This is a genomic window from Dyadobacter linearis (genome assembly GCF_907165045.1).
GTDB classification, from domain to species: Bacteria; Bacteroidota; Bacteroidia; order Cytophagales; family Spirosomataceae; genus Dyadobacter; species Dyadobacter linearis.
In genome coordinates this window covers 141,861-163,661 of the sequence record NZ_CAJRAU010000007.1, presented here as the reverse complement: position 1 = coordinate 163,661, position 21,801 = coordinate 141,861, and the positions used below count along the sequence as shown (strand labels likewise).

Sequence of the window (21,801 nt, the reverse complement as noted above, 5' to 3'; positions counted from 1 at the left end):
CTATTAAGTGGTTAAGTGCCCACCTTCATTCCTTATCATTCCTTTCCTTACAGCGTGGTCAATTTTCTCTGAGATCTCTCTTCGCATTTCTTCTGTAACCCGCAGAAAGCCGAGCATTTTTGCAACGAGCGGGACCAAAGCATCAGGCTGAATTGCCAGCGAGGTTTCAGTTACTCGCTGAATGGCCTGCAAAATTTCTTCTGGAGCTATTAGGTGTAACTTTTTTGAAGCGGCTGGAATATTACTCCGTTCCCTAACAACCGGGATTGTCATGTCAGGAAGCCAGAGAAACCCTTCCTTTATAGTAATTAGACCAGCTCCTGCCGCATAAACTGCTGCGCCTTCAAATGATTGTCGTATTCTTGAACCAACTTTTGACACACCTGCCGCATCAGTAATTCGCCTGGCGACTTCGTCAAAATGAACCGGGCTTTCAACTTTTACAACTTCATGAATCCAGCTCGCCAATTTTCCAGCAGGATATGTATGCAATTCCTGACTGCCGATTTCGGCCTGAAGTTCAGCGAGCTGGTAAAAAGGTTGAAGGAATTCAATTGTTACATCCTCTCTTATAAGAGATGCCAGGTCTTTCTGGATTTCTTCTTCGACGACATCATCAAGAATGACTTGTTCTTTAGCCTTCTCGATTGCGTCAACAAGCCTTTGCAACTCCCGCTCGGGGTTTCGAAACCAGTCGGTACTCCATACACGATACATTTTCCAGCCCATTGCCTCCAACACTTCCTTGCGAAGACGATCACGGTCTCTGGCAGATTTGGCATTCTTGTAGGTTTCTCCGTCACACTCAATGCCAAGCAAGTAGCGTCCGGGATTCTGCTGATCAACAACCGCTAAATCAATATTGTAACCTTCTGATCCTACATGTCGCCGAAGCGTATAACCTGATTTAGTCAGTTCTGCTTCTACGAAGTCTTCGAAAGGAGTTGATTTTGGAAAGCTTATCGGTTTGGCTTCGCTGAACTTTCCATGCTGAGCGAAGTACAAGAAGCTTTTGAGTGCTTTAACACCAAACTTCTTACCCGAGGCGTCGATGTCATCAGAAACTAAATTTGTGAACACTTCGCATCTTAGCTTTGCTCTGGTGATTAGTACATTAAGCCTGCGTTCCCCACCTTCATTATTGAGTGGGCCGAAGCTTTGTGGAACAGATCCATTCTCAATCCGTCCATAACCTACACTGATCAAGATGACATCTCTTTCGTCACCCTGGACGTTCTCCAAATTCTTGACAAAGAAAGGCTCATTCGGGTGATTAGTGAAGAAGGCTTCGGCGGCAGGATTTTTTCGTCTTTTAATCTCTAGTGCAAACTGAATGGCTTGCATTTGTTTGGAGCTGAATGCGACAACGCCCAAAGTTTGCTTCGGATGTTTTAATGCATGCTCGATAACCGCGTCTGCGACATGCTCCGCCTCCTTTGGATTTGTACTGGTAGTGCCTTTCTCATAAACAGTTTCTGGAAAGTAGTGGTACCTAAGTCCCATACGTGTTTTCGCACCAGGGCTAGGGAAGATAACCAGACGGTTCTCATAGAATTCCTTGTTGGAAAGGCTAATCAACGATTCGTGTCTACTTCGGTAGTGCCAGCGCAGCATTCTTTCCGAAGCTCCCTGCCCATTGCACATTCCTAAAATGCTTTGCATATCAGCAGTAACGTTGTCTTCGTCTTCGGACTCGCCGGTCATTTTGTCAAAAAAGCTTGTCGGAGGTAATTGCTTGGTATCCCCCACAACAACTAATTGTCGACCTCTTAGCAATGCACCCAATGCTTCAACCGGCCTGACCTGACTAGCTTCATCAAAAATCACCAGGTCGAATTGTATTGCTCCGGGAGGAATAAAGTTGGCTATTGACATAGGGCTCATCATCACAACAGGCTTTATTGCCTGGATTGCTAGGCCTGCCTCTTGCACTAATTTTCGAATCGGCTTATGTCTGGACTTTTTATTAAATTCAGCTCGAAGGATATTCACTTGTCCGCCAGCTTCGCCCTTTGGAACTCCTTCCCAGTGCCGTAATGCAACTAAGGCTCGGTTGTACTGAAATTTCAGATTGTCTGCTTTTCTGAATTTTTCAACAACCTCCTCGTGACTAGTGCGTTCAAACCGCCTCAGAGCCATGCTGGATGATAATGATAGCTCTAAAAGCTTTACATACCAGGTCTTTTGAAGTGCTAATTTTAAATGAGACGATGCTTCTGGCCATGAAAGAGATGCTTCCGTCAGGAAATGTAAATTCTCATATGCAACAGTCTCTTCCAGGGTATTCCACGCAATTACCTGATGTATTTCGGCAAGTCGATTATTCCATTGCTCTAACCGATTAAGCTGCGTTTGGAACAGCTCTGAATTGGAAGGAGCAACGTTTTCATCTATCCGAAGCATAGCGTTTAACGATCGCATACTTTCGGTATAATTTTTCTCCCTTACCGAGATAGAGGTGGAACTTTTGCGAGCAGTTTCTGATGCATTGTCCTTTTTCAGAAAATTGAAAATGCAAGTATCGATACCATTTGACTGAACCAGTTCATGGACAGTCTTTAAATAGTCAGCGCTTTTGCGCAAACCGTACCAATCTGATCTATGTTGCAACCACCTGCTACCAAATAGTCGATGACCGATTGGCTCTAAGTCCTTAATGGCATTTTGCAGGCGTTTGGCTTCCAGGATAGCATCAGTATATGCAACCTTTGTTTGTAAATTATCTGGTAGACTAGAAATGCAGAAGGATGCAAGTCGCTTGTTACTTGCTTTGTAAGAGCCAATTACAAACTTGTACCACTTCGAGCCATGTTCGATAAGATCTTGTCTTATTTCCAGGACATTTTGCTCCCACGCTTCCGGCAAGAAAATGCTCTGGTAATCAGCGCGAATCTTTGCGAGTTTTTCACCACTATCCAAAAGCTCAATCAGATCGACCCTGTTTTGTAACCAGCCTAAGTCGTCTATTGATAATTCTTTCAGATTCGGACTTTCAGCAGCCAAATCGGCAAAGTTGCGCAAGGTATCCACGGATTGTAGATTGCTTGGTATCTGTAATCCAGATTCCGCAGCTATTCTGATTGTTTCAGAATTCAGATCAAAAAGGTTCTCGTGGGTTTTATTTAATGCATCTCGAAGCTCTTCCTCATTATTAGGAAGCAACACTTTTAATTTACTACCCCAGAAAAGTAGGTGTACTGGCATTCCAATATCGGATAGCCTAGCTTGGATCCGGTCGCACATTGCTTCCGCTCTCAACATTGTCGCCTGGTTCCAGTTTTGTATATAATCGACTTTCAATTTTAGTAAATTGACTCCCTCAGACTCCTCGTTTATTCTTAGTAAATGACCGAGGACTTGCTGTGTCGAAAGTCCGCTTTCTAAAACAATTGAATTTATCGCCTCACAATATGCATTAAGCTCTTCTTTATGCTCCTTTAAAAGCGCAACCTCTCTCTCAAGGTGCATCAGCATTGGCTTTCCAAGATCAAGAATTCTTTTAAGCTCCTCGTGAAGTTCCTTTTTATTTGCCTTGTGGCTATGTAATTCTAGACATGCTTCTCCTAAACCAACTCGATCCAGACGCCGCTTTACTACTTCTAATGCGGCCATCTTTTCAGCGACAAACAGTATTTTTTTACCTTGTCCAATGGCGTTCGCAATTATATTGGTAATTGTTTGAGATTTCCCTGTCCCCGGAGGTCCCTGAATTACCATGTTCTTGCCTTCCTGAACCGCTAGCATTGCAAGTACCTGGGAGCTATCAGCATCCACCACACTGAGCAAGCTTTCCGCATTCGTTTCTGTGTCAAGATTATGCTCCTCAGTTGATGTAGGCGGAGTATCTCGAAAGCCTGTCTCAAAGAGTGATTTTAAAGTGGAATTGTCATATGGTTTTTTACTATCTGGCCATTTGGTGCTATCCAGATCATTATAGATCATGAATTTTCCGAAGGAAAAGAAGCCAAGTTCAATGGCGTCTTTCTCAACCGACCATGCCGGTAGATGGGCAACTCTTTCTGAGACTATGGCACAATAAGCATCTATATCCAGGTCATCACTTTCTGGAAGATCCGGAATGGTAATATTAAAGTCTGCCAATAATTTCGCTTGCAGAGAAAGATTGCCGCCAATTTCACTCCCAGAATACCGAACTCTGAAACGCTCATTTGCACTCGACCTTTCAAGAGAAACAGGAATCAGGATCAAAGGAGCTTGTCTTACATTTTCCTTGTTACCTTCCTCAAACCATTTAAGCATGCCGAGCGAAAGGTATAAGATATTGACACCTTGTTCCTCAATGCTGGTCCTAGCGAAATAATAGGTGTTTAGGATTTTCGTCTGAAGCTTTTTTTCAGTTTCATTGGTCTGAAGTCGTGTATCATTATAGGCATCCAACAGCTCCTCATCTGAAAGTTCAGGTAAGTCACCAAAGTCGAGCTCGTCCTCCTTTCCCGCACGCCCTAAGAAGGACATTGGCTTGGACTGCCTGACTAATAAGTTATAAATTGAACTGGATTTCTCTTGGACAATGTGTAGCCCGCGAGCCTGCGGAACTTTATAATTTAGTAGGGAATTTCGCATCCCCAAGTCAAGAAGCTCTTTTCGGGCTGATTCGAGCTTAGCAAGTAAAGAATTTATCATACTATGTTATTTCCTGGATAAATTTTACTGATTCCAAGAAATTTTAAAGGGGGTTAACGCGACTGACTAGCTAAATCTAACTACTTCTACGGTTACAAAATATTTTAATTATTGTATTTTTTAGAAAAAGTTATTTAACGGTAAATTTTTGATGAAATTCCACAAGCCGTTTGTCAACAAAATAGCCCAGACAAATTGATACCTGCCTAGGCTATTTCAAGTTTTGAAACTCATTTCTATCGTTGCAGGATATCCTTCAGCCTAGCCATATCATCACTAATCTTCCGATCAACAATTTTCGCGTACTGCTGAGTAGTCTTAATATTCCGATGCCCTAGCATCTTCGAAACACTCTCAATAGGCACCCCATTAGTCAAAGTCACCGTAGTAGCGAAAGTATGCCGAGCCAAGTGAAAGGTTATATTCTTCTTGATCCCACATAAATCCGCAATCTCCTTCAAATAAGAATTCATCTTCTGATTGGACAGCACCGGCAGCACTCTGTTCTCATTCTCACATTGGGGATGGTCTTCATACTTCTCCATAATTTCCAGCGCCATCGGTAGAAGTGGAATTCTGGAAGGCGTGTCAGTTTTCTGACGTTTGGTGGTGATCCATTTGCCGCCGTCAATGCCCTCAACTATTTCTGTCCTTTTCAACTTATACACATCAGCATAGGCGAGACCGGTATAGCAGCAGAAAAGAAAAATATCCTTGACGTATGCCAAACGCCCATCGCCCACTTCCTTGTCCCAAACCTTCTTTAGTTCGCTTTCAGTTAAAGCCTGCCGGTCAACCTCGCGCTTTGAAAATTTAAATGCGTAGAAAGGGTCGCGCAGAAGCCATCCTCTTTTGACACAGAGCAAAACAATCTTTTTGAAGTTAGCCAAATACTTCATTGTCGTATTATGACTGATCTTCTTTTTGGCTTTGAACCAGAACTCAAATTGTGAGATGAATTCGAAGTCCAATTTTTTGATATCGAAATCTTCCTCGTTGTACTTCCACTTGATGTACTCCCGCGTGTGTTTCAGAGAAGTCTCATATCGTTCAAGTGTGCCCGCCGCAAAATCGGCCCCGACCAATGCGGCGATCTGATCATTATGTTCCTTGAAAATTGTCAGAATTGTCCTTCTGTCCTCATCTTTTCCAAGGAGCAAATTCTTGATAGCATCCGCGGTGACTTCCTTGTCCGTTTCCAGCAGTAATTTTTTAGCCTGAAAAACTTTTGCGCTGAGTGAGTCCAAGTAGCTGTTTAATTCCTTGGAATCTTCCTTGTTTCCGGTGGCCCTTCCTGCCCGAATGTTCCATTTGGACGGGTGCCATGCTCTCTTTGTGGCAATGTCTCTGGGTTGGCGATTTACGGTGATCCGCATATAAATATGCCTGATTCCGTCTGGACTTTCATTGCGTGGGGTCTTCAAAAAGAAGTTCAACCCGAAGCTTGTTTCTAACATGGTAAAAATGTTTAAGATGAACAAAAATCGAATTGTTATCATTGAAACGCAAGATGTTTACGGGGTAAACATCTTACTAACCAGCTAGTTAAGTTCATTTTTGTGCGTCATTTCGTGGGACTTGTCGAGTTCCACGATTGGCGCATAAAAACATCGGGAATTTTTGAATATTTTGGTACAGGCCAAAAACGCAAAAACCCCGTTTAAAGCGTTTAAACGGGGTTTTTGAATGTTTTGACATCATGTCCTGCAGAGAGAGAGGGTCTTGGAAATCTGCCTCTACTGCTTGCATTCACCTTATGGTAGGTAAAATGGTAGGTAAACCACTTAAAGTATTGCCCTTTCGGAGCCAGCTCGTTACTCGAAGAGTTCAAGTAAGCTTGGAACTGTTGCTCCTTGGACGCGACCCGAGAGAGGTTTCGTAGCTTCTTTCCGACCACCGCGACGCACATTTCTGATTGCCTGTCTTGCAGCGTCCTTTCTTAAAATACGATCTCTTTCTGGGCTTGACATAGCCGCGTCCTTAGATTTTCCCAGGCTTGCGGCTTTTGAAATTACTGCCTGTTCGTACATTTCTTTTAAAAGCCTCTTTTCTGACTCCAATTGCTGAACCCTCGAGGACAACTCGCTTTCTTCTTTTTGCGATTCATCGACAAAGATTGACCCCTCCCCTGTCACAAGCCATTCCAAATTTACTTTTGGATATGCTTTCTTAATCTTGCCATAAATCGACACTCCCGGATCCTTAGTATCTCCTCGTGTTATTTTGTAAATGGGCTCAACTCGCGCAAAGCCCAAATCCTTTCCGAACTGATAAACTGTAACCCCAAGCGCATCAATTAGCTTTTCGAACTTTTCTTGTTCTTTCATACACTAAATGGTGTTAAATATTTGGTTTATATACACTAATAGTTGTATATTTGTGTCTATTACACGACTAATATACAACCATTAGCCAAAAATCAATTGTATGAATTCGAAATTTCTGAATGTAACAAGAATTAAGAAGTTGAAAGAGCTTAGGGACAAGCTTCCCAGCCGATGTTCATTCGCTCAAACAATTTCCCAGAAACTTAATGATCAAGGAGTTAACATTAAGTCAGAGCAGATCTATCAAATGGTGAGGGGTCACAGAACCGTTAACGAAAAAGTATTAGAGGAGATGCAAAAATTAGTAACTGAGTTTGAAGATTCCGAGGTGGCTGCTTAGGCTTTCCAATGACGCAAATCTTACCCGGTATTGACCTCGAAGAAAATTGAAAGAAGTGAATCAACATTAATAAAGAACTATGGACAACGTAAAAATTGAAATAAAGATCAACGACAAGCATATCGTTGTGTTTGACAACGGCGTATTAACCGTAGATATTAATAATATTCAACAAGATATCACTCCACTACATCGGCTTGTTGAATATCTGTCGGAGATATCGAAATCGTCGACCCTGCTCCAATAAGTTGTGTGAGAAGATCTCTCAGCTCCAACAATTCTTTGCCGTTCAGTTGATATGTCCGTGAGTCGCCCGGATTGGTATCAGACCTGATCTCGAAGGTATACGCAGGCTTTTCGTGGGAATCTGACACAACTAGCTGAGCGTGTGCCTGGAAATTCAAACGATTCTGAAATAAGTATCTCATTGATTAGAAATTTTTGAGTTGACCGGATAGGTCAATATGGCAAATCCGCTCAACTCAAGCAACCAAACTCAGAATGGACTACCAAAACTTTTTGGAAGCCAAAATCCGTATTGCCGAAAAAACGGGCTTTGATATCCATCCGGAAGACCTCCACCCTATTCTCAAACCGCATCAGCGCGACATTGTTCAGTGGTCCATCAAAGGTGGCCGCCGCGGGATATTTGCCAGTTTCGGACTCGGCAAGACAATCATGCAGCTGGAAACGAACCGGCTGATCCATATGTACAAAGGTGGCAATGTCCTTTTTGTCTGTCCGCTAGGGGTTAAAAGGGAATTTGTAAAAGATGGCAAGAAGCTGGGCATTGGCCGGATTAAATATATTACCAATACCGATCAGCTTGAAGAAGGTCTTCCCTACTACATCACCAACTATGAAAGGATCCGGAAGGGAGATATCGATGCATCCAAATTCATTGCAGTCACCTTTGATGAAGCCTCATGCCTCCGCAATCTGGAAACGGATACTACGAACGCTATACTTGATACGTTTGGTCATGTGCCTTTCCGATTTGTTCATACAGCCACTCCGTCACCAAACCGGTACCTGGAACTGATCAACTATGCGGAGTATCTGGGTATCATGGACCGCGGACAGGCACTCACCCGCTTCTTCCAGCGAGATTCTACAACGGCCGGCAACCTCACCCTATACAAAAAGAGGGAAAAGGAATTCTGGTTCTGGATGTCGAGCTGGGCGGTATTTATCACAAAGCCGTCTGACCTGGGATATGATGACTCCGGCTATGTGCTGCCTCCACTCACTATTCATCGCCACATGGTCAGCTTTGACCGAGCGACCAAGGTTGATAGGAAAACGGGACAATCTACTTTCATTCCCGACTCTTCGAGCAGTCTGCCGGAAGCGGCCAAGGAGAAGCGGTTAAGCTTGCCGCACCGGGTTGCCAAGATGAAAGCGATTATCGATGAAAGCCCCGATGATCATTTTATCACCTGGCACCACCTTGAACATGAGCGAACCGAAATACAGAAGATACTTGGTGACGACTGCAAATCCGTGTTCGGCTCTCAATCCATCGATGAAAAGGAAAAGCATATCGAAGGCTTTTCGGAAGGCGCTTTTAAATACCTTTCCAGTAAACCGTCAATCTTGGGAAGTGGCTGCAACTTTCAATATCATTGCCACAACGCCATTTTCGTAGGCATTAATTACGAATTCAATGACTTCATTCAAGCGGTTTTTCGGGTATACCGTTTTATGCAGCTGCACGAATGCCACCTGCACCTGATCTTTACCGATGCGGAACTTGAAATCTTGCGGACGCTTGAAGAGAAATGGCAAGAGCATCTCAACCTTCAATCTGAAATGACTTCGATCATTCAGGATTTTGGTCTCAACTCCGACTTGTACGAATATCAGCTGAAACGTGAAATGTTCACAGGCCGACAGGAAGCGCGGGGCCCGAACTGGATTCAGGTCAACAACGACTCGGTTGATGAATATTCCAGCAAAAAAGACTGTAGTATAGGCCTTATCGTTAGCAGCATTCCGTTCGGAAATCACTATGAATATTCAGAAAACTACAATTGCTTCGGGCACAATGAAACCAATGAGAAGTTCTTTGAGCAAATGGATTTCCTGGTACCTCACCTGTACCGCTGCCTGAAACCCGGGCGCATCGCGGCGATCCATGTGAAGGACAGGATCCGTTACAGCTACATGAACGGTACTGGCTTCACTTCGATTGATCCTTTCAGTGATGATACAACGCAGTGCTTCCGAAAGCATGGCTTCCACCTGCTTTCCCGGATCACCATTGACACCGACGTTGTTCAGGAGAATAACAGCACTTACCGGCTATCCTGGTCCGAAGCTTGCAAGGACATGACCAAGATGGGCGCGGGCTTGCCTGAATATGTGCTAATTTTCCGAAAGCCGCCCACAGGGTCAGAAAACGCTTATGCCGACGAACCAGTGCAGCATTCCAAGGATCAGTACACACTTGCCCGCTGGCAGCTCGACGCGCATGCTCATTGGAAGACATCCGGCGAGCGCTTAATCGACCCTGAATACCTTAAAAAGCTCGACCTATCTGATGTTTTGAAGGCGTGGAAAGCCATTGACACCACCGAGCGCTACGATTATCATAAGCACATTGAAATCTGTGAGAAGCTAGATCAGGTCAAAATGCTACCACGTACTTTCATGGCCATACCTCCGCAAGCGCTAAGCACCGAGATATGGGATGATGTCAGCCGGGTAAACACATTGAACGGCACACAAACACGGAAGAACCTCACAAAGCACATTTGTCCTTTGCAGCTCGATATCATTGAGCGATGCATTGAACGGTATTCTAACCCAGGCGATGTGGTAGCAGATCCTTTTAACGGAATCGGATCTGTGGTTTACCAGGCTGTGAAGATGGGAAGGTTCGGCGACGGCTGTGAATTGAAAACTGAGTACTGGAAAGATAGCATTCGACATGCCAAGTCTGCTGACGCTAAAATGTCAGCGTTAACCCTCTTTTGATTACCCGTATGAACGGATATGACCTTTCGCGACAGTGGTTTGACTTTGCTTTTGAACGGCAGGAGTGCAAGGTACAGCACACCGCACTGTATCTGTGGATCGTTGAATTAAACAACCGACTCGGCTGGAAATCTACCTTTGGTCTACCTATGAGTGCGACTATGGAAGGTCTGAGCATCGGCAACAAAACCACTTACAGTAACACTTTACGGGACTTGGTATCATGGGGATTTATTGAGATAGTGCAAGAGGCAAAAAATCAATATCAATCATGCATCGTAAAATTATGCTGGTGCGAAAATGAACAAGCATTGAGTATGGCACTGAGTACAGCACTGTACCGGCATAGCGACCAGCACCGTACCGGCATTGTGTCGGGCACTGAGTTAGGCATTGAGTCGAGCACTGTAACCATAGATAAACCTTTAAACTTTCAAACCTTTAAACCTTTAAACAAAGAAACTATTGACGCTGATCGCGTCGAGATTCTGGAAAGTTTAAAAGATCGTCTTCTTGATGAAGAAAAAAATGCCTCTCCAAAAGTTCCGCGAAAAGGTTCTCCCAAATTTGACCCGGCTAAAATCGAACTGCCTTTCAGTGGCGAAGGATTCTCCATAGCCTGGCTTGCATGGATAAAACATCGGCAAGAAATCAAAAAGCCCTTGACCGAAACGGCCGTCGGGCAGCAACTTAAAAAGCTCAGCTCATTTGACGAGGCCACCGCAACTGCACTGATCCTGCAAACCGTCGAAAAGGGCTGGCACGGCATCGTGTATGAACTTCGATCAGAAAATCACTGGCAACCGAATGCTCCAGCCGGAAAAGGCAATATTCAGAAGAACTACGAAAGTGTGATGACAGCAGAACAAAGAATTCTTCAAAAACGCGGCTTAAACTGACCGGCTATGACAGCTCTAAGCAAATCAAATACTTCAATCCAGAGATCAATCGAGCTTTCGATTCCTGATAAAATCAAGGCGAAACTGACGCAGTCAGAGTTTCGGATCGTCTCCGTTTCAATCCCGTCGGAAAAGAACCCTCGGATTTGCGAGCTGGATGAACGTCGCCGTTTACGAACAGCTTCCACAATTGTGATCAAGGCAGAAACCCGCCTTGGCAGCAAGGACAAAGACGACCTTCATCAGGAAGCGCTGATTAACGAGATTGACTCCGATCTGATGAAGTTCCCTAATCAGACGACGCTTGAAATCTTCTTCGCGCTGGAAATGGGATTAGACGGAGAATTTGCTGAAAAGAACGTCGTGATTTTCAGCCCCTCCAATTTTGTGATCTGGGTGAAGAGCTATATCGAACTGAAAAAGAAGCCGGCTATAAAAATCTTTGCTCAGCTCAATCACCAGGTGGATCAGGTCGACTATGTTCCGACTATCGGGGAAACACTCCTTCGCAAATTAATGATCCTTCGGACAGCACTTACAAAGTCGGGGCCCGAGAGCGAAGGTTTTCAGGATTATGGAGGGGTTGTTTACAGTCTATTGGATCAATTTGAATACTTGAACCTGGATTGCGAAGCGAAGTGGGGCTATATGCAAAAAGCGAATCAAATCATGCTGCACGAGGCGGTTGAAGCGAAGGATAGCGGCAGGGTGAAGTTGATGTCAGAGCTGATGCTATCTACAAAGGCCAGACGCAAAGATGAGTCAGTTATCGCCACTGCCCAGCGGCTGATCGTTTTTGACAAACTGAAAGGCATCTGCCGAACATTGGACGACGCAAACGATTTTCTGGAAAACGTCAATTTCAAGGTGAAAGAATATATCGAATCCCTAAATACCTCACCAGCCAATGCCAATTGATTATTCAAGATACCCGCCTGACTGGCTAAAAGGAAGACGGCCGCGGATCATGGCCAGGGCAAACAATCTCTGCGAACAATGCGGACTTGAACATGGCGCCACTGTTTTCTCGATCAAACTAACTGTAAAGGATGACGCCGGCCGCTATAAGGCTCGCTGTATCTGGTTTAGCAGCATGCGCGACGCGGTACGCGAAAATACCGACTGGCGGGAAGTACGACCGGTAAAGGTTGTGCTGACCATCGCCCATCTGGATCACGACGAAGACAATCACGAAGTGTTGGATGATCGACTAAAAGCCCTCTGCCAAATATGCCACCTGCGATACGATGCGGCGGAAAAATGGCGACGCATAAGTTCCAAAAATACACAGCTATGAAATTCATCCCCCGCTTAAATTGCCCTACCCCCTATCTGGTAGCGATCGATCCAGACCTGAACGCTTCCGGCGTAGCTGCCTGGAACACAAAAACCAGAGAATGGCTATTTGCTAAGTCCGTCAGCATTGAAAGCATTCTTGAAGCGCTGGTTGGACTGCCCCCAGAGGAAACGACGATTTACATAGAAGCCGGCTGGAAGATCAAAAAGCACAACCTGCGCGGTGGCAATTATCTGACAGCACAGGCAAAGGCCCGCAACGTTGGCGAGAACCACGCGACCGGCAAGCTGATCGCTAAAATCCTTCGGAAGGCGGGATACGCGGTCAATGAGTTCTCACCTCTGAAAAAGGGAATCTTCAAAGACCTCGACGGATCCTGGTCATCACACGGCCGTCAATATATAGAAAAAGAATCTGGGTTATCCCACCGGATGAATGATGACGTCAGGGATGCTATTTACACGATTTTACATTTCAGATAATGATCCATTTCAGCGAATTCAGTGGAATAGGAGGTTTTGACCTTGCCTCACAAATGATGGGTTGGAGCAATTATCTAAGCTGCGAAATCAATCCTTTTGGAAACAAAGTTCTCAATTATTACTGGCCGAATGCCTATCACCACACGGATATCAAAACACTGACTTATGCAACAATTGACACTGAACTTTCAAGCCGGTACGGATCCGGTTGGAGAAACGATGACATCATCCTTACAGGCGGCTTCCCGTGCCAGCCTTATAGCTCAGCAGGTAAGCGCCTTGGAAAGGAAGATGACCGTCACCTCTGGCCAGAGATGCTTAGAACAATTCAGGAGATTCAGCCGACCTGGGTTGTGGGCGAAAACGTTCGCGGGCTTACTAATTGGAATGGAGGGATGGTATTCAACGAGGTGTGCGCTGACCTGGAAGCTCTCGGGTATGAAGTCCTCCCGTTTTTACTTCCAGCTTGTGCCGTCGATGCACCGCACCGGCGCGACCGAGTATGGTTTATTGCCTACGCCGACAGTAAGCGATACAGAGGGAGGCGACACGGACACGGTGAGCTTGAAAAAGGGCCGGTTCGTTCGGATCAGCAAGTCAACAGGGACGGAGTTTGGAGCGAAGATACAGCATGTGGCGAAGCTGCTACCGACTCCACAAGCGATCGACGGGTCAGGAAAGGGGCGGAGCCTTCGGCTCAAAACCGGCAGGCGAGATCCAAACAGCCCCGGCTCTTGGAGAGGGGATTTGAAAGACTACGCGCATATGGCCTTACTCCCAACACCAAGAGCAAACGACTCGGAAAAGAGAGGTCAAATATCATCAGACCCGAGGAACGGTATTCCGGGAATGGCATTGAATGGACTATTGCCAACGCCAACCAATTCGATGGTGACCTATCAAGATTTCGAACAGGCAAAGCATCACAGCAGCAAAAGACCGGATTACTCTTCGATAATGCTGCCTACTCCGACAGCCAGCAGCGACTCGAAGGGAGGTTGCACACGTTCGAACGAAAAGCGACAGAACGATACTCTTGCGCATTCGATTCACGGGATGGTGGGTCAGCCTGGCAAAACTTCCCAACTCAACCCCCGGTTTGTTTTGGAAATGATGGGCTTTCCCGCAGATTGGACAGAGCTGCCATTCTTGCGCCCGACGAAATCGGGAAACGAAGATTCTCACACACAACCCGTTGGAGAACGGAATCAATAAAAGCGGCCGGTAATGCTATTGTTCCGTGGGTTGCTTTTCAAATATTTAAATCGATCCAGTCCTATGTTGATTCCTGCTATTAAAAGAGAGATCGCCCGTTTCAACATCGGCGACTGCGCCGAACTCGTCCACCTACCCCACCGAACAGGGCAGGAAATAAGAATTCCGGTGACTGTTCGGCAGGTAGTTCGTGATGGATATGTTGTAGATACGGAGAATCAGAAGGGAATTAACGTGGACCGGAAAGCGTTACGGCTTACTGAAACGTCTTTCGGGGAATTTGATAGAATCTGAGAGCTTCTTTTGATTATCCAATACCTGAAGATTCTTTTCAATCACCTGCTCGGCAATTTTATTCAGAGACTGATTGTGTTCGGCAATAGAGCTTTCAAACTCGTTCAAATTTGTTCCAATCGAATCCTTTAATTTCGTAAAGTGGTCCATTATTTGAGATCCTTCTGCTTCTCCAATGACCAGATCGTAAATTAATTCGTCATAAGATTCGTTAATAAATAGCTGGAAACCAAACGCGGATCTATTACGAGGAACGTGTTTTAACATGATCCAGTTACCAGTAAAAGGTATGTAGAATCTAACTGCATGCGAAATCTGATCCATTGGAACAAACTGTTTCTCTTTGTCAATCCGATGCCATTCCACTTTATCAAAATGAAATCTCAAATTGTCCACTCGAAATTCAGCAATCATATTTTCAATTATGTCTCGATCGAAAGCAAACTGATCTTTTGTTAACACTGTATCAAGTTTCGCTTTAAACGCCTCTTTTTTTGCATCCAACAGTTTGTCAATCAGTTCTCCCGAAAATATTCTTATACTTTCCATCAAAATCTATTACGTTTTATTGTTATCACTAATTTATAAATTCCTTTCGAATATTAACCTTGATTCCTTGTTTGACACATCGATCCCAAAATCTTTTGTTAACCCAGATCTTTCAAATGAGAACCTCAGATACCTAGGATATTTACGCCATCTTGGATTTTTCTCAAAAAAGCCTCTCGTTCGATTTATAATGTAATCATCACTCAAATGCAATTTTGAAAAATTATCCAAATCTGTAACAAAATTGCGCAATTCCGTAGCACCTCCAACTAGGGTCGGATTTTCTCTAATGTTAAACAGGAAAGTTAACTTCGGTGGTTCTGAGTCCTTTACAAGAATATATAAACTATTGCACTGTATCACATCCATCACCATGCTCCTCCCCGTTAAATACAATTCTGAGATCTGAAAATAAGTTCTTTTTAAATCAAGAGATCTATCTGTATTCATATTAAAATTTAGAAATCATCAAAGATGAGCCAGCTATTACAGAAAACATCTCTTACCTAGTATCTTTGAAAGCGGTGAACAATTCATTAATTTCTTTATAACATGAATTGTAAGATTTCAATGTTTCCATTGTTAAAATACCATACTTGCGAAATTTACTTCCCTTTTCAATGTAAGAAATAACAAAATCTTTTTCAGGGAATCTCATACATAAACGACCATGTGTATAGATATTTCTCAGCTTTATAAATGTTTCAAAATCCTTCCGCAAAGGCTTAAACCTCTGGTTCGAACTAAACTTGTCAACTTTTTTTATTTTATCATCTTTTTTCAAAAGATCCATGAAATTGTCTTTTAGCACTAAGAAATCCATCGCCATTATTCTGAGCCCATCTTTCAACTGTACCCCTGGCATCGACAAGTTGATTTGAGTTAGGTCAGACTTTATATCTTCTGCATTATCAGCACATATCTTAACATATTCTCTCATTGCTAAAAATCTGTTGGTCGTCCTGTCATCAGGGGCGTATGTATCGAATTCAGTATATTTCATAACCCCCACTTCGACTTTATGAGTAAAGAATATTTTCGACATTCGAATATTAAAATCAAATCCTGACAAAGGCTCCCGTACAACAACATCGAAATCTTGTATAATAACGCCCCTATCGCGAGTGTCAATCAAAGTCGGTATTTCTATCATTGAGACTAACTTTTCGTCGATAATATGTTTTACAAATTAAACTACTGTCAGGAATGCTATTTACACCATTATAGATAATGATCCATTTCAGCGAATTCAGCGGCATTGGCGGTTTCCAAGTGGAGTTCCTAAAATCGACGGCAGGATTAAGTCGACTGTACTACCATTCTTCCATTTTCTTAAAAGTATCAGGTATTCCGAATTCATCGCGGGTCCTAATTGGGCCAAATTCTACAATATTTCCCGCGTTCCTTATCTTTGTTGCTAAAGAAATCATCGCATCAAAGTCATCCACTGGACTAACTAATTTTGATAACTCTTTTCCCACAACTGTGAAAGGTCTAATCTTTAAGATAAATTCGTTATTACCCACAGGCGATTCTACTTTAAGCACATGTTGAAATCCATACATAACTACCATCTGTGCACTAGTTTTCGCCTTGAAATTAATACTCGCAAAGTCACTTTCCAGCAATAAGCCAGCTTCTCTTAATCGATACAATGCTGGAAGCTTGATGTCGTCTGCCTTATCAGTATACGGAAAAAAATGAATGTCATCCACTAAACTAGTAAGACTTCGGCTACAAAGTTTTGTGAATTCATCAGCATCGGCTTTTGTTAGCAATCTTATAACTTCGAGTGTTCTATACGAGTAGGTATTTGGCTTTTTGATCTCACCTGCCAAGATTCGACCCCATACATACTGCATTTCTTCACTTGAAATTCCTTCGGCATGCTGGAAGAAGCGATTCAACCAATCAGAATCGACAGGTTCGTCTGAAACATCCGTCTCCTCACTTAATTGTTCCGACGCCACCGATGTGATATTCTCTAAGTTTTGTTGACCAACAACTCGCTGATAAAATTGTCTTCGCTCTGCCCGCAACGCTACGTCTTCTAATGGATTATTTATATTATTTTGCACATCAGTTCTTTCATCCGTAAATCTGCCACCAGCCAAGTCGTATTGCTCTGACTTCCCTGTACTAATTTCGAGCCGTGTCATGGCTTCCAAAAAGGATTTCTTTTGATCAGGGTTCTTTTTCCCTAGAAAAGAGTCGCTGAAAGTGCCGAAGCTATCCGTTATAACACCTATTAACTTTGTTAAACCGCTATTGTGCCCTTCTCGCTCAACGTCGCCCATATATAATACATTATAAATTACATAGCTAAACACCTTCCTCCTTGGAATTTCCAACCAGCCTAAATTTTTGTAAAGAATTAAAGACACTTTTAAAACTTTCTACAAACGACTTGTCAGATTGATGTAGGTGTTTGGTTGTCTCGATTTCAGCAGTTGTTTCACCACGCTTTAATATGGCATTTCGCTCAGTTTTTAGAAAGCTTGAAACAACAAGCTTTAAAGCCTCTGGATTGCTATCAATTAGCACACTTCTGAGCGCTGCATGTCGTAAATCAATATTGGTTGCCTCGTTGCGATAGTACTTAATTTCGTTAAGGTTGCTCCTGTATAATCGTAGGAAGAAAAATGCAAAAACTTCAACAAAAATCACTACTGACAATCTTGGTATATAATAACTTAATAACTCGACAGAATTCACAAAACTATCAGGTAGGCCTTGCGTAAACCAAATTAAAACACCAGCACTCAATAATGTTGTCACACAACCAATAACTAGATTAACATTCGCTCTGGTTGAGAGAGATGATATCTCGCCAGATATCCTACTCGTTAAGCTTTCTAGAACGCCAAACGTTTCGCTAATTTGCTCTTTACGGATATCATCTGCGCTCATTGATTCGGAATCATCGTCTCTCTCAGATTCGAGTTCCTCTATTATAGAATCTTTATACCCAGCTTTTATTTTTGCTAAAATCTCGATCTTATCCGCATCATCTAGAAAAGACATATATGACACATCTCCAGCAAGCGAGGTATATTTCGATAACTTCCTATGATATTCTCGCTCCCAGCTGCCTTCTTGCATAAATCGATCAGTCCGATTTTCCAGATACGAAAATATTGAAGTCCCGACTGTAATTAGCAGTGAAGTTGTTCCGATAACCGGCCACCAAACTGCCTTAATCACGCCTAAGAAATAAGAAACAGCTATAATAATCGTGATGCCGGCCATTATACCCATGGAGAGGATCCTATATGTTTTTTTGTAATACATTATAAAAGATGGTAATTGAAATTTGCTATCTTGATGAGATACATGAAACAGAGCCATGGCTCTAATCCTGCTCTGCTACTTCCTCCCCCTGCCCATTCTCCATAACAGACTCAATCCCGGCCATCAGCCCCCCAGCAGTGCGGTACAGCTCGCTGGTACCGATGTTCTCGCCGTTGGAAGATCTCAGCACAAAGTAGTACTGACCATCCGCGGATTGCAATCGTTCATACCGGCTGTGAAGATGAGAATTAGCCTTAACTGACAAAATCCCGTTCATACAACCTTCCATAGTATGATACCCCTCACTCGTGCGAATCACCTGGCAGTTGCCGGCGAGAAGATTGAACATGTATTCGCCGTTGATCGTTTTTTGATGATGAATTTACCCATGCTGTTTCGTATTCTCAGGATCATTAGAGTTCGGATCTGTTCCATCTAAGCGCTGTCGGAATTCGCGCAATTGATCAACAGTGGTGATTTCAATATCAGGTGATCCCAGGCCTTCAAATTTGATACTTTCTCCATTTTCAATGGTTCGCTCCATAGATTCGAATTCTGAATCAACTATATGTGGTGATAGCCTGTACAAATCATCCAATTTATGTATCGGGTAAATTCTTGCCATGTTTTGAAATTCTGTTTTATGAATACTTCTCCTGCCATTACACTCGGAAGGCAACATTATCTTCAACTTCGGCGCTTATATAGCCGAGCATCTCCCTTATAATTGCCGAGATACGGGTAAATATTCATGCTATCATCGCCCACCTTCTCAATTAATCCGAACTTCTCGTAAGTCTTACCGTCCGCAGTTGTGCTAAGTATTTTCGAGGCGATCCTAATCCGAAATGTGGACGTCTCAAACTTTGTATCATTAATTGTTTCGTACTTATTTATGGCAGTAGTACTCGACATCCTATCGCTGTCGATTGAAAAGGTAATCGCGTCAGCGAATAATTTTTTACCTGGACCTACAATGGAATAGTCCCATGTACCGACAAGATAGTCCGCAAGTTCCCTGTCATCTGTGACTGACAATAAGGTTGGATTCTCAACTGGGTCTTTGCAGGCTGTAAGATTTATCAGAAAAAGAAGAACGTAGAGGTATTTACGCATGAATTATTGATAGAGGTTGAGTTGTAACTGAGAGTAATCTTACAAAAACCTGAAATAATATCAAAATTCTTTTTAGTGTAAAACATTGACACTCAAATAGATGTATATAAGACACTAAATAATGTATATAAAGTACACTTATTTTTGCTTAAAAATATGACTAATATACAACTATTAGTGTATATTTGTATCGAGCAATTCGGGAAACGAAAAGCACTAAACCATAAAGACACCCGGCCAGCAAGTGCCGAACCGGATGTACTATTTCTAATTCGATGACAAAAATACACACAACCACCCAGCAAGCATTGAGCCTTACAGACTTCACGCAGGAGCTTTATCAGGACCTGCATCTGCTTTACGAAAAGGATAGCTCAGTATCGGGCAACCTGATCACCGTTATTGTCGACTCCGAATATGGAGATTTCAAATTGAACGTAGCGGTTCAGTTCGATGACAACGTCGAATCTATGAAAGATCGCTTCGATAGCCTGTTAGACCAGGAATACGAATATCGCGACTATATGGGACGCTGGGAGCGCGACAACTACGAACACCCATCAGTTACTCAGGGTCGCGCCTTTGATTCTCTCACGTGCTAATCTTTTCCGCAGCTATGCAAGTAACATTTGACATCAATCAGTTTCCTGACCTGGTCTTGGCTGCAAATGAAATTCTCGAATTTGAATCAGGCACAAAGACCTCGGTTGACTTCAAAATGTTTGATTCAGCACTTTCAGATCTAACTCTTGCCAGAAAGATCTGTGAGGAAGTTGAAGAAAATAAGGCTGCATAAATATTGGTTGGAGGATGCTCCGCGATACCCTCAATATTCCGCTTTGGCTGGCGCTGGGAGGGAAACAATGGTAGATATGAGCTACCCTACCAACCAAATTCAATATTAACTCTAAACACTATACGTTATGTCCGTAGAAGTACTCGAATTGCCTGAAGCTGACAAGCTGGCCCCAATTACCAAGGTAGAAACTGAAATCGTTCGCATGCGAAAAGCATATTCAGGTCTGACCATTAAAGACACGAACGATAAAGAAGGCTTCGGAAAGGTGACTGCCGCCCGGAAGGAAGTAAAAGCGCTCCGTGTTCAGGTAGACAAGGAAAGAAAAACTCTGATTGATGATGCCGTAAAATGGCAACGTCAGGTGAACGAAGTAGCCAAAGGCATCACTGAGCAGCTCGTAGCTATCGAAGAGCCGTTACAGCAAAAAGAAAATGACTTTATCGCTGAGCGCGAACGTCAGAAGCAGGAAGCTGAACGCCAGCGCCTGGAAAAGCTGCGGGCGCGTTGTCTGGTGATCGCATCTATCCCAGATGTGCTATTCGACGGAGTGTCCTACATTTTGCAGGATGTCACGATCGATGCGGAAGGCATTGAGAAGCTGTCGGACGACGCATTCCAAACCAAGGTAGAAGCATTCGAAGCTAAGTATCAAACAATTCTGGAAGCTCGTCTTGAAGCTGAGCGTATCGCTAAGGAAGAAGCCGACCGCCTGGAAGCTGCTCGGAAAGAACAGGAAGCCGCCGCCGCCGAATTGAAACGTCAGCAGGAAGAGCTTGCTGCCGAGCGCAAAAGGCTGGACGATGAAAAAGCTGCGCATGAAGCTGCATTAAAGCGTGAGCAGGAAGAAAAAGATGCGGAAACCCGCCGCGCTCAGCGGGAAGCCGATGCAAAAGCTGCCGAAGAAAAGCGCTTGGCTGATCTGGAAGCAGCACGTCAAGAAGCCGCAGAAAAAGCCCGCCAGGAAGCTGAATTGAAAGCCAAGCAGGAAGCGGAAGCAAAAGCAGAAGCTGACCGGATCGCCAAGGAAAAGGAGGTAAAAAGGCTAGCTCGCCGACCTGACTTGATGAAGTTTGTTGACATGACTTCCGATGTTTTGAAGGTTGTTAATTCATTCGAATTCAAGACCGAAGAAGGCAAATCAGCGCAAGCCTCATTTCTCACAGGAATTGAGCTGCTGATCAAATCAAGTACCCTTTCAAAAGCTGAATAATGCGCCAAGCCGCAATTATACTCGTACTCGCAGTGGCATCAATGGCAGGTTCATTTCTGGAATCTGTTATTGACTCCCTGGGATGGCCAGCTCTCACCGGTATTGCCCTCACCATATTTTCAGGCTTTTTAGTTTTCACCATCATGACTGCACAATCCCCAATAAAATGGAATCCGATTCGAATATCCCCAGACGTTGCGGAACATGCGATGAATGTCTTAACCCTGATCGGAGTGCTGATCATATTTTTTGTAGCTGCGGTGATCCTTGTTGCCATTGCGGGTACTGGCCCAGATCAGTCGTTCCTGGAATCCCTACTATATCTGATCAAATGCCTGATGATACTGGTTGACGTATAA

The 21,801-nt window shown here is 43.7% G+C and carries 21 protein-coding genes; 10 read left to right on the top strand and 11 right to left on the bottom strand.

The annotated features are described in order from the left end of the window. Positions 1-3: 3 nt before the first annotated feature. The 4 genes from KOD92_RS21890 to KOD92_RS21875 all read right to left on the bottom strand — a co-directional run bounded on the left by KOD92_RS21890 (position 4) and on the right by KOD92_RS21875 (position 7,739). A complete protein-coding gene (locus KOD92_RS21890; RefSeq protein ID WP_215235741.1) occupies positions 4-4,644 on the bottom strand; it encodes a DUF3320 domain-containing protein in 4,641 nt (1,546 codons plus the stop codon). Between the two features lie 236 nt (positions 4,645-4,880). Then, positions 4,881-6,101 carry a site-specific integrase gene (locus KOD92_RS21885; RefSeq protein WP_215235740.1) on the bottom strand — a complete coding sequence of 407 codons (1,221 nt, stop codon included), beginning with the start codon at positions 6,099-6,101 and terminating at the stop codon, positions 4,881-4,883. A 357-nt stretch (positions 6,102-6,458) separates the two neighbouring features. Next, positions 6,459-6,971 (bottom strand): hypothetical protein, encoded by a 513-nt coding sequence (locus KOD92_RS21880; protein WP_215235739.1) that lies wholly within the window; start codon positions 6,969-6,971, stop codon positions 6,459-6,461. Between the two features lie 519 nt (positions 6,972-7,490). After that, positions 7,491-7,739, bottom strand: coding sequence for a hypothetical protein (locus KOD92_RS21875; RefSeq protein ID WP_215235738.1), 249 nt, complete (start codon positions 7,737-7,739; stop codon positions 7,491-7,493). Between the two features lie 73 nt (positions 7,740-7,812). On the opposite strand from KOD92_RS21875, the gene KOD92_RS21870 reads away from it, so the two are divergent. The 6 genes from KOD92_RS21870 to KOD92_RS21845 are packed head-to-tail and all read left to right on the top strand — an operon-like array spanning position 7,813 to position 14,266. Further along, positions 7,813-10,290, top strand: a complete 2,478-nt coding sequence (locus tag KOD92_RS21870; protein WP_215235737.1) for a DNA methyltransferase — start codon at positions 7,813-7,815, stop codon at positions 10,288-10,290. Between the two features lie 8 nt (positions 10,291-10,298). Further along, positions 10,299-11,189 (top strand): hypothetical protein, encoded by an 891-nt coding sequence (locus tag KOD92_RS21865; RefSeq protein WP_215235736.1) that lies wholly within the window; start codon positions 10,299-10,301, stop codon positions 11,187-11,189. 6 nt (positions 11,190-11,195) lie between these two features. Then, positions 11,196-12,107, top strand: coding sequence for a hypothetical protein (locus tag KOD92_RS21860; protein WP_215235735.1), 912 nt, complete (start codon positions 11,196-11,198; stop codon positions 12,105-12,107). Continuing rightward, positions 12,097-12,486, top strand: coding sequence for a hypothetical protein (locus KOD92_RS21855; RefSeq protein WP_215235734.1), 390 nt, complete (start codon positions 12,097-12,099; stop codon positions 12,484-12,486). The genes KOD92_RS21860 and KOD92_RS21855 overlap by 11 nt, the downstream gene beginning before the upstream one ends. Continuing rightward, positions 12,483-12,968 carry a hypothetical protein gene (locus KOD92_RS21850; protein ID WP_215235733.1) on the top strand — a complete coding sequence of 162 codons (486 nt, stop codon included), beginning with the start codon at positions 12,483-12,485 and terminating at the stop codon, positions 12,966-12,968. The genes KOD92_RS21855 and KOD92_RS21850 overlap by 4 nt, the downstream gene beginning before the upstream one ends. Then, positions 12,968-14,266, top strand: coding sequence for a DNA cytosine methyltransferase (locus KOD92_RS21845; RefSeq protein ID WP_215235732.1), 1,299 nt, complete (start codon positions 12,968-12,970; stop codon positions 14,264-14,266). The genes KOD92_RS21850 and KOD92_RS21845 overlap by 1 nt, the downstream gene beginning before the upstream one ends. Before the next feature lie 166 nt (positions 14,267-14,432). Here the strand turns inward: KOD92_RS21845 and KOD92_RS21840 are convergent, their stop codons facing one another. From KOD92_RS21840 to KOD92_RS21810, 7 genes are all read right to left on the bottom strand, one after another. Then, positions 14,433-15,026 (bottom strand): hypothetical protein, encoded by a 594-nt coding sequence (locus tag KOD92_RS21840; RefSeq protein ID WP_215235731.1) that lies wholly within the window; start codon positions 15,024-15,026, stop codon positions 14,433-14,435. Positions 15,027-15,528: 502 nt separating this feature from the next. Further along, the gene (locus KOD92_RS21835; RefSeq protein ID WP_215235730.1) at positions 15,529-16,179 is read right to left on the bottom strand and encodes a hypothetical protein; all 651 of its coding nucleotides are present in this window, start codon (positions 16,177-16,179) and stop codon (positions 15,529-15,531) included. A gap of 160 nt (positions 16,180-16,339) precedes the next feature. Continuing rightward, positions 16,340-17,323 carry a DUF2806 domain-containing protein gene (locus tag KOD92_RS21830; protein WP_215235729.1) on the bottom strand — a complete coding sequence of 328 codons (984 nt, stop codon included), beginning with the start codon at positions 17,321-17,323 and terminating at the stop codon, positions 16,340-16,342. Positions 17,324-17,348: 25 nt separating this feature from the next. Then, entirely contained in the window at positions 17,349-18,275 is a 927-nt protein-coding gene (locus KOD92_RS21825) for a hypothetical protein (protein ID WP_215235728.1), read from the bottom strand. A 103-nt stretch (positions 18,276-18,378) separates the two neighbouring features. After that, positions 18,379-18,666 carry a YegP family protein gene (locus tag KOD92_RS21820; RefSeq protein WP_229254795.1) on the bottom strand — a complete coding sequence of 96 codons (288 nt, stop codon included), beginning with the start codon at positions 18,664-18,666 and terminating at the stop codon, positions 18,379-18,381. 33 nt (positions 18,667-18,699) lie between these two features. Beyond that, positions 18,700-18,942, bottom strand: coding sequence for a hypothetical protein (locus KOD92_RS21815; RefSeq protein ID WP_215235727.1), 243 nt, complete (start codon positions 18,940-18,942; stop codon positions 18,700-18,702). A 62-nt stretch (positions 18,943-19,004) separates the two neighbouring features. Beyond that, complete coding sequence (locus KOD92_RS21810) at positions 19,005-19,433, bottom strand: hypothetical protein (RefSeq protein WP_215235726.1); 429 nt, start codon at positions 19,431-19,433, stop codon at positions 19,005-19,007. Between the two features lie 275 nt (positions 19,434-19,708). Here KOD92_RS21810 and KOD92_RS21805 point away from each other — a divergent pair, with 275 nt between their 5' ends. The 4 genes from KOD92_RS21805 (at position 19,709) to KOD92_RS21790 (ending at position 21,801) form a co-directional block, all read left to right on the top strand. Continuing rightward, complete coding sequence (locus KOD92_RS21805) at positions 19,709-20,035, top strand: hypothetical protein (protein WP_215235725.1); 327 nt, start codon at positions 19,709-19,711, stop codon at positions 20,033-20,035. Positions 20,036-20,049: 14 nt separating this feature from the next. Then, on the top strand, positions 20,050-20,229 hold the full coding sequence (locus KOD92_RS21800) for a hypothetical protein (RefSeq protein ID WP_215235724.1): 180 nt from the start codon (positions 20,050-20,052) through the stop codon (positions 20,227-20,229). Between the two features lie 127 nt (positions 20,230-20,356). Continuing rightward, entirely contained in the window at positions 20,357-21,442 is a 1,086-nt protein-coding gene (locus KOD92_RS21795) for a coiled-coil domain-containing protein (protein WP_215235723.1), read from the top strand. Further along, complete coding sequence (locus KOD92_RS21790) at positions 21,442-21,801, top strand: hypothetical protein (protein WP_215235722.1); 360 nt, start codon at positions 21,442-21,444, stop codon at positions 21,799-21,801. Before KOD92_RS21795 ends, KOD92_RS21790 begins: the two co-directional genes overlap by 1 nt.